This is a genomic window from Providencia sp. M-27 (assembly GCF_011077905.1).
In the GTDB taxonomy this organism is placed as follows: Bacteria; Pseudomonadota; Gammaproteobacteria; order Enterobacterales; family Enterobacteriaceae; genus Providencia; species Providencia huaxiensis.
Genome location: NZ_JAALBT010000032.1, coordinates 1 through 9829, shown reverse-complemented (window position 1 = coordinate 9829; position 9829 = coordinate 1). Strand labels below are relative to the sequence as shown.

The 9829-nt window shown below is 28.4% G+C and carries 6 protein-coding genes; 3 read left to right on the top strand and 3 right to left on the bottom strand.

Annotation, left to right across the window (positions count from 1 at the left end):
• Positions 1-1378: 1378 nt before the first annotated feature.
• From G6Q48_RS21245 to G6Q48_RS21235, 3 genes are all read left to right on the top strand, one after another.
• Positions 1379-4201 carry a hypothetical protein gene (locus G6Q48_RS21245; protein WP_166268332.1) on the top strand — a complete coding sequence of 941 codons (2823 nt, stop codon included), beginning with the start codon at positions 1379-1381 and terminating at the stop codon, positions 4199-4201.
• Between the two features lie 213 nt (positions 4202-4414).
• Positions 4415-5035, top strand: a complete 621-nt coding sequence (locus G6Q48_RS21240; protein WP_166268330.1) for a hypothetical protein — start codon at positions 4415-4417, stop codon at positions 5033-5035.
• 163 nt (positions 5036-5198) lie between these two features.
• Positions 5199-5759, top strand: coding sequence for a hypothetical protein (locus G6Q48_RS21235; protein ID WP_166268328.1), 561 nt, complete (start codon positions 5199-5201; stop codon positions 5757-5759).
• A 120-nt stretch (positions 5760-5879) separates the two neighbouring features.
• On the opposite strand, the gene G6Q48_RS21230 is transcribed toward G6Q48_RS21235, so the two are convergent.
• The 3 genes from G6Q48_RS21230 to G6Q48_RS21220 form a co-directional block, all read right to left on the bottom strand.
• A complete protein-coding gene (locus G6Q48_RS21230) occupies positions 5880-6446 on the bottom strand; it encodes a recombinase family protein (protein WP_166268326.1) in 567 nt (188 codons plus the stop codon).
• Between the two features lie 195 nt (positions 6447-6641).
• Positions 6642-7802, bottom strand: coding sequence for an anaerobic sulfatase maturase (locus G6Q48_RS21225; protein WP_166268324.1), 1161 nt, complete (start codon positions 7800-7802; stop codon positions 6642-6644).
• 42 nt (positions 7803-7844) lie between these two features.
• On the bottom strand, positions 7845-9518 hold the full coding sequence (locus G6Q48_RS21220) for a sulfatase family protein (protein ID WP_166268322.1): 1674 nt from the start codon (positions 9516-9518) through the stop codon (positions 7845-7847).
• Positions 9519-9829: the final 311 nt, after the last annotated feature.

Sequence of the window (9829 nt, the reverse complement as noted above, 5' to 3'; positions counted from 1 at the left end):
TAGATAATTAATAATTAATAATTAATATAAAAACTGAATTATAAGTTTATACTACTTTTAAAAGTAAAGTAATTGTATTTAAGTTCTATTTAAATTAATGCAATAACAATTTAAATAGAACTTGAATTATATTTCCTCGGTATTGCTTTTATTTTATTGAGTTTAGAATTCAGTACCTTATGCTTGTTAATAATTATTTCACGATATTATCGTGATAAGAAAATTGATATGCAAGAAAATTTATTTAAAGAAATTATGCGAAAATGAAAGTTATGCGTTATAATAAGGCTGTCAGATAGATTATTTGAGAAATGGTTTTATGTAATGAAATTATTTTCAGGAATGATGTGAAAAATTTAAAATCATGCGTTATAATTCATATGACCAGATGATAGGCAAAGAAATACAGTGATATTTTTTATTCGATTGTGAATACTGTCTTTTAATGGGCTCTTAAATGAGAGTTCATTAAAAGAGTATTGATATTAAATGATAGTTATTGATGGATATATTATGTACCGTCTAGAATTAAACTGGAAATATTAATTTCACATATTCTAGATTGTAGTTACCTCCAATAGAAAACATGATCAATACTAGTTCACTCAATATTAAATATCCTATCATGGTTTAAACTTAACAATAGGATTTAATATGAAAATCGTATCATTAACAAATTCAGAGTATACATATATTTTAACTACGCAAGATACCATTAGTGAAATTAATAAAGAATTAGGTAAGAAAAGTATATCTATAAGTTATATAAAAAAATTATATAATAATGAAGTGATTAACTTCAAGCATTGGTATGATGGAGCTTGTAATCTATATAGAGATGAATCGATTATTTCATCTGAAATAGTTTGTTTTATAGAAAATAGTAAATTATGTACCTATAGTTTGGTAAAGGAGGTACATAATAAATTTGGAATACTCATATCACCTCGCACTATACAAAGTTTAATGAGTACTAAAGGTACTAACAGGACTAATAGAACTAATAGAACTAATAGAACTAATAGAACTAATAGAACTAACAGGACTAACAGGACTAACAGGACTAACAGGACTAACAGGACTAACAGGACTAACAGGACTAATAGAACTAAGACTCAAAAATAATAGAATAGATAAAACTAGAACTCGGTTTTTTTAGAGTATATATTCTGAAATTCAAATTAAATTTAACATATACGTTCATGGTATTGCCATATCTATAGTAAAGTATTGTGCATTACTATAGATATAACGGTACTGTATTATAATTAAATTTATAACTAGATGATCAGAGGACATTAATACTTAAATATAACTTGTTGTTAAGTGTTAATTAAAATGTTAAACAAGGAAGTAATTTTCAACAGAAAGGAAACACATGAAAGAAGAATTATATTCAAATACTGTTTTGTACTTTACGTGGTATAAAAACAAGTACTCATCTAATAGCAATAGCGATGTAATACATAGTAATGATAGTTGGGATTCAATAGTCGAATGTTTATTAGATAAATGTAAGTGGCCTAGCTTTAATGCTTCAAATATTGATGAGTATAAAAAAGAAAAAGATTTTTTTGATGGCATAATATTTGCCGAAATGATGGAAGGCAAGCCAAGAACACAAGAGAATGTCATAAAATACTACGCTATAGTTCTTGATATTGATGGAGATGCTTCAATTCAAGATGTTCAAAATGACTTAAAAGAATATGAATACCTATTATATTCTACGGGTAGCCAAGGTCTAAAAGGAAAAGATCGTTTTAGAGTTGTCTTACCACTATTAGAGGCAGTTGATAGAGATGAATATAATAGTTACTCTAAAGGGTTATCCTGTAGATTTAATTATTCTGATCCCTCTTTTTGTAAAAGTTTACAGATACAATATTTACCACGAATAAACAAGAAATATAGTTCACAGTTTGTATCCACACACAATAAAGGAATATTTTTTGATATTACTATTTTGGAAAAAAAACAAGCTATAGACAATAATTTTAGTATAGATGTATTTAACGCTCATAAAAGTGGTACTTCCTATGAAGTTAAAAATAAAAGTAAAATATCAGAATTAATCGTTAGCCATAATAATAATAATTTTTTTGATTATAATGAAAAACTCAAGTTAGCGAGTTGTTTGAAAAGTTCAGGTTATCAAGAGGATGATATAGCAGGTATTATCGAAAAAGTAAGTAAGCCTGATGCAACAAACTCAGGGACAGATATGTATCAAAAGGCTCATTCATCATATGGCAGTATTTTAGGATTAAGAAAATTCCTCCCTGAAAAAACTCAGATATTATTAAATACGAATCATATTTCACATGATAATTCAGTGATTTACGATTATGAGATACAACTAGATGAAGAACAATATTTATCAGATGTTATTGATAAAATAGAATTCAAAAAAGGTATTAATTTACTAATTGCAAGTACTGGAATTGGTAAAAATTATGCTATGGGGCATAGAAAAAATACAAAAGTAGTAACACCATTAGTATCTATCGTTCAGCAAGCTGGTAGTAATAACGATATATATAAGGATAATATAGCAACGTGGAATCAATTAAAAACGATGATGAATAGCCCTGAAGAATGTAAAAATTGGGATTTAGTAATAGATGAAGCTCATGGTATTATATTTGACTATGATTACAAACATGAAGTAATTGATATACTTAATGAAGCTATAAAGCTTTTTAATAAAGTTATTTTTATGTCTGGAACAATTAAACCAAATTATTTTTGCCATAGAAAATTTGAGACAGTAAGTAAAGTTACAAAAAAGGATAAAGCAGTAAAACAGATCCAAACATACTTTTGCAAAAGTAAAGAATCTTCAATTATACGAGATTTAAAATGTAGTTATAGAAAATCAATACTATTGATAAATGATAAGGCTAAAGGAGAATATATTGGGCGAGAATCAGGGAAAAAATATTTATTAGTTAATGCTGATGTAAAATCAACCCAAAACGTTAAAGATCTATTTAGTACTGGAACTATGAATGATTATGATTGTATTATTGGTACTAATAGCATTGTAGAAGGGCTTAGTATTATTGATGATTTAGATGAGGTTGATATTTTTATTTGTGAGGAAACAGAACCAGATAGAATTGAACAATTTAGCAATAGATTTAGAAATATAAAAAAAATGAAAAACGTAAATTACTATGTTGAGACAAAAAAGATAATGAAAACCATTGATAATAATATTGAAAAAGCTATAGAATCGGCAAAAAAACAAGCTAGTTCATTAAAAGAATGTTTTGATAATGTACAAAACAATCAACAAAAAAATAGTTTTTATGAACATTATTCTATTGGTAATTTATTGGGTGTATATATTAAAAATGATGATTTTTATGTTGATTATAATATTATTGATTATAACAGCTATTTGAATAGAAAAGAAAAAGCCAGTAATGAGTTTAACTATTTCATGTCAAGACTATTTGAGTACAACTTTCAAATATTTCTCCCAATTTATGACGATTACTCTACTGATACTAATGTTAATAATAAGATAAGTGAAAATAAGAAAGTTGAAAAAAAATCAAAATTACAAAAAGAAAATAATGAGCTAAATGAGTTAAATGAGTACTTCAAATTAGGAAAAGAACCAGAATTTAAAGGTTTTACTTTTAGTAAATACAAAATAATAATTGAACAAATGAAACTAGGTGGCTTAAAAGACAGTGACATACCTCACGTCATTGATTCAATAATAAAAGATAGGAGTTATAAGGATAAAGTACTTAAAGATATTGAGAATAATAAAGCAGAGTGCAAGTATAGACAATTTGTCATTTCAGAAGTACAAAAATGCTTGTTTTCATATCTTAAGGATAATTCATTAAGCAGTTATATAAGCTCAGATAATATTCAAAAGATCGCAATAGAAGTTGTTAAAATAGTATTAGTTGATGAATTCAACAATAACGTTGATTTAATGCTCAATAGCCCTGATTGGAAATCGTTAATTAGTAAAAAAGTGTCCAATGGTAATAATGTAACTCTTAATACCTCTGCTGCCCCATTGGACACTTTTTTTATAAAAAACAAAATGGCAAGCCGAATAATCAAAAAGTACATATCTATAGAGAACTCAACCAAGGTTACTAAATCTAAGAAACGTATCACTGTATATAAAATTCAGCACTTTTCATTATCTGGATTAGCATTTAACAATTAAAATTCAATGCATTAAGCACTATAGATGATTAAGATCAATTAGTTTTTCAAATAAGCTGATTGATCGTTATCTCCTATTGATAGATTGACTATCGATAGTTTTGATAGATTTTAACGATCGTTCTATAAAATTCGATCGTTTTTATCGATCGATATTGAAGGGTGTGGTATAATTGATTCAATTAAATGTAAAAATCTAATCAAGGAGAATTAGGTGTCTCAATTAATTGTTATTGTTATCACTACATTTTTAGCTGTATTAGTCTATAAAAAAATGTCTAGATACTTTAAGGGGAAAGGATTAGGCAAAGGTTCCATATTTTTTGTGGCTATTATTCCTTCTGTATTGTTATATATTGTAATGTACTCAGTACTTCATACTCTGACATCTCCTACTGTAGTTCTTAAGTATAAGAATACAGATAATGAAATTGTATACTTAGAATTTAATGATAAAGATCCATTAGAAATGTCACTTTATAAGAGTATAAAATCTTATCCTATTGGTAGTTTTGAATTTTCGAGAGCAGTTAATATATATTTAAGCTATGGAATAAGTTTGAAAGATTTTGATGGAAAAATTCGTCCAGATTGCCAAAAAGATTTTAATAAATTAAGTTCATGGTATGGTGAGCAAGTGAAGTACTGGCAGCAATTTCCTGTACATGTACGAGATGTTGAAATAAAAAAATCAGAGGAAATACTAAGAAAAAAACAGAAAGTAATTATACCGAAAATGGAGGAGTGTTTCTATACTGAATCTCAAAAATTAACTAATCATATACCCAGAAATCCTGACGCTTTTGAATTTAAATATATGCCAAAGACATTTTAGTTGGATTTAGTCTGAACAATAGTTAAGTGGGTGTCAATACATTTTATTTAATTCATTAAATAATAACATGATATAAGTTAATTGATTGATATTTAACAAGTTAAGAAACAATTTCATCTAATAACCACTGTTAATAGTCATTTAATATAGAATGGGGCTTTTTATGAATCCGTTAGTGCTATTTTTAATTAGTATGTTAATAGGAATATATTGTTATATAAAGTTGAATAAATGGTGCATTAAAAGTAATATAAATGGGTTTATTAAATATATTTTTTTGGTTGGCATTAGTTTTATTGGATTTATACTAACATTTTTAATTTTAGTATTGGTATTCAATACTAACAAGAATGCAGAGAATAATACATCAAAAAATAGCGTAAATAATTCCAATAAAGTCCCAGTATCTAGGGAAGTTGAGCGTTCGATTGTAAAAGGAAGCTCAGAATATGAAAAAGAAATATTTTATGTTGCTTACTGTTACGGCTACTCAACTGCGGTTCCGAATAATCGAAAAATGGCTAAATTTTATAGTGAAAAATTTGATATATACTTTTATCAAGTTTTAGAACAAGCAGACAGGAATCCATATCAATTTATCTCATGGCGAGATGGAATGGTGAAATATAAAAATATAGGTATAAGATCATATTCTAGTAATAAAAATAAAACAGTAGATCAAAAAATGTGTGATACGTATTACGATCTTGCAGGTAATATATAATAGTATTCCAATAAATTGGAGTGAGTTACATAAACTCACTCTTTAATTAAAATAAAACCTTTTAATACTATGATATCAATAGGATTGTCCTATAAAGATATAATAAGTAAAAAAAATGAGCTATGTTTGTTGGTTAACTGATCGTAATTTCTTCACTCTAAAAACCGTAGCTCGACCACAATCACAAAGCTTAGCTATTTCATCAGCAGTATATTTTCCAGTTTCTAGCATTTCACTTATTTTACTATGTAGTACTGCATTTTTTTGTTTTCCTTTGTATTTTCCAGCTTTTTTAGCAATAGCAATGCCTTCGTCTCTTCTAGATGCAATAATACCTCGTTCAAACTCTGCCACTGCTCCCATCATGGTCAAAATTAGCCTTGAAGCGGGAGAATTATCAAAACTCATGTTATTGTCTAAGAACCTAACAGTGATTCCTTTTTCTACTAACTCATCCACTAGCGATAAGAGTTCTTTAGTATTACGGGCTAATCTATCGATAGACTTTGTAATGAGAGTATCACCTTCCCTTAAATGCGATAATAGTAATAGTAGTTCTGGCCTATCGTTAATATTTTTCCCTGATACTTTTTCTTGGATCACTTTGTCGCAAATAGGCTCCAGTACTGAAAGCTGCCTTTCTAAATTTTGATCTTTTGAAGAAACTCTTGCATAGCCGAATATCATATAAGCCCTTTGGTATCATTTATAATACCCAAATGATACTGAATCATATAGATGGGTTCAAGTGCTAAATGATACTATTTTAGTTGAATTAGGCGGGTATCATTAGGGAGTAGTCTATAGATAAGCATTAGCACAAATAATTGATATGCTGTATGGGGAAATGTTACTCTTATTTTTCCCCATTTATCTAAAGTATTAGGCTTTATTTATTGCTTCGATTTGATCTGCAATTTTTGATATCTCATTTAATGGTATATTATTTTTTGCTAATGAAGTCATTGCATTTAGGTATGGAACTATTGTTGAGAACATTTTTTTATAACCATGACAAAAGTAAGATATATTTGCATTTGTAGCTTTATTAATCCGATGCTTAGGACATCCTCCATTACATATGGATTTATAATCACATTCCAAACATTCTTTAGAAAGATTTGCCTTTTCAAATGATAATTTCGGAGTGGAAATATTTTCGATATCTTCATCTATATTTGTTATTTTAAAATCTGGATATACAAAGTGGTCACATTCATATATATCACCGTTTGATTCGATCACAAAATTATCGTGGCATACAGGTTGAAATATGCAACTGCTATGTCCATTCCCTAGAAAACAGCTAATAAAACTCTCAAACTGCCTTATAAATATATCTCCAAAATCATATTTAATCCAACGTTTAAATATTTCGGACATAAAAATACCATAGGACTCGGATGGTACAGAGAAATTTATAATATCAAACTTTATATCACCAATAAATTTTTCATTGGGAACATCTGTTTCTAGTAGTTCTATAAATTGAATATGTTTACTACCAATTTCTTTTAAAAATTCATAAACGACAATTGGATGATTTACATTATAATTATTTATGACTGTTAAGGTGTTAAACTCTATATTGTACTGTTTAAATAGTTCAATAGCATTTAGTACTTTTTTAAACGTACCTTTCCCTGAACCTGTTTTTCTATATTTATTATGTAGATCCTCTGGTCCATCTATAGATATTCCAATCAGAAAGTTATTTTTTTTTAGAAATTGACACCAATCATCATTAATCAGTAATCCGTTCGTTTGTAATGCATTAAAAATTTGTTTACTGCCTTTATATTTATTTTGTAATTCTACAACTTTTTTATAAAAGGAGATTCCTGCCATAGTCGGTTCTCCTCCTTGCCATGTGAAATAAACACTTTTTGTATTACAAGCATCTATATATTTTTTTATGAATTTTTCAAGAACTTCATTGTTCATCCAGTTTTTATGTTGAAAAATATGTTCTTTTTCTAAATAGAAACAATAATCACATTTGATGTTACATTGGAAACTTGTTGGCTTAATTGTGAAGTGCATATACCCACCTAAATATGGCAGGTATTACCTGCCATTTATTAATTAAAGACCTAATGATTTTTTAATCTCACCAAACTTATTTTTATTAATATCATTGATTGGTGGTTTACTTGAATTAATAAATTCTTTTATTGTTTCTTGCATTTCTTTTACAACTTCTGGTTTATCATCTGCTAGGTTGTTTTTCTCTTGTAAATCCGTAACTTTATATAACCCTAATTTGTCATCTTCTACTGTATAGACTAAGGAGTAGTCATTATTTCTAACTGTATAAGAAAATTGACTCAAATCCTCAGTATTTGGATTGTGAGGATAATCATCTGATTCTTTTCTAACAAATTTATGATATCCATCCCAGAATGGAATGTTTTCTTCATCAAACCAATGTGAATATGCAGTTATCCAAGCTAAATTTTTATGAGGTTCACTTGATTTAGAGTTGCTTTTATCTTTAGAAATATAAGGGAGTAGAGATACGCCATCTAAATTTTTAGGACGCTCTATTTGAGCTGCATCTAAAGCTGTTGGGAAAAAATCCATTGCTGAAGTTAGCTTATCGTAATTGCCATTCTGAAGTTTTCCTTTCCACCATACAAACATTGGAGTATGAACACCACCTGGATTTGTTTGGCTCTTATAGCCTTTTTGGTCACCATTTAATGGTAATGGTCCATCAATAACAGCACCATTATCAGATGTAAAGAATATAATTGTATTATCTAATTGGCCGTTTTTTTCTAACTGAGAAAGTAATTTTTTAACGCCCTGATCAACTGAGTAAACGGAAGCATAAAAATTATCTGCTGTCTGATTTCCAGTATTAAAGTGTTTTTGATAAATGTCAGGTGCTGGATCATCGTTAGGTAGATGTGGTGCATTATAAGCTAAATAAAGCATAAATGGTTCATTAAGCATTTTGGCTCTATCAACAACACCAATTGCTTCATCAGTTAGTTGATCACTACTATAGCCAATTGCTTCAATACGTTCTCTATTTTTAAAAAATGATGGAGAATTATAATATGCTACACCAGCTGCATGATAGCCCATGAAGTAATCAAAACCGCGATTTTGTGGCTGCCACGGTTCATCTGAATAAGTGATAAAGTTATCATGATAGTCACGAGTTTGTTTTTTTTCATCAACAGGAACATTACTTATTTTTGACAAGTGCCATTTCCCTATTGCAGCGGTATAATAGCCATGTTTTTGAAATAACTCAGGTAAAAATAATTCCTCTAGAGGTACTCCATCCTGAGCATCTGTGTTTGAATAGATACCAAAGCGTGCAGGTGAACGACCTGTCATTATTGCCGCTCGAGAAGGACCTGAAACACCGTGAGCAACATAGCCATTAGTTAATTTTACACCGTCATTCATCAATGATTGCAATGTTGGTGTTGATTTTTTAGCGGCTTCAATCGCTTGTTCAATACCAATTTTATAAGTATCAACGACTTCTCTGTTTTCCATTGATTTATGATTAAAAGAACGTTCATCAAATGGAAGTTGACCATAGCCTAAATCATCAACAGTAATAAGTATAACATTTGGTTTGTTTTTTGTGGAATATTCTGTAGGGGTAAAATCAGAAAACGCTACATTCGTTTTTGTGGCTTTTAACTTGGTATCATCTGCGGCTAATGAACTTGTACTAATCATCCCAGTAATCGCTAGTGATAATGAAGTACTAATAAGCTTTTTTTTTAGATTCATTTTATCCTCACATTATTAAACAGTTATTTTTTACAAGAAATAAAGTAAATATTATGGAGCTTTATAATCAGTAACAGGTACAATTAGACATTATTTTAATTTAAATTTCCATGCCTTCTATCACACATTTACCATTCTTATTTTGTGATGAAAAATATATAATTAAGATATCTAATATTATGAATTATATATAAAATTACCCAAATAAAGAATTTTGAACTGTTAATATCACTTATGATAATCCTCCTGTTTATTACTTGAATAAATGTGAATCTAGTTCTAATATCGAGAGGTTTATACATAGTTCTTAG

Bases quoted from the DNA above. Each gene is read 5' to 3' on its own strand.
- G6Q48_RS21245 (WP_166268332.1), top strand. From the start codon at position 1,379: ATGAAAGAAGAATTATATTCAAATACTGTTTTGTACTTTACGTGGTAT.
- G6Q48_RS21235 (WP_166268328.1), top strand. From the start codon at position 5,199: ATGAATCCGTTAGTGCTATTTTTAATTAGTATGTTAATAGGAATATAT.
- G6Q48_RS21220 (WP_166268322.1), bottom strand. From the start codon at position 9,518: ATGAATCTAAAAAAAAAGCTTATTAGTACTTCATTATCACTAGCGATT.
- G6Q48_RS21225 (WP_166268324.1), bottom strand. From the start codon at position 7,802: ATGCACTTCACAATTAAGCCAACAAGTTTCCAATGTAACATCAAATGT.
- G6Q48_RS21230 (WP_166268326.1), bottom strand. From the start codon at position 6,446: ATGATATTCGGCTATGCAAGAGTTTCTTCAAAAGATCAAAATTTAGAA.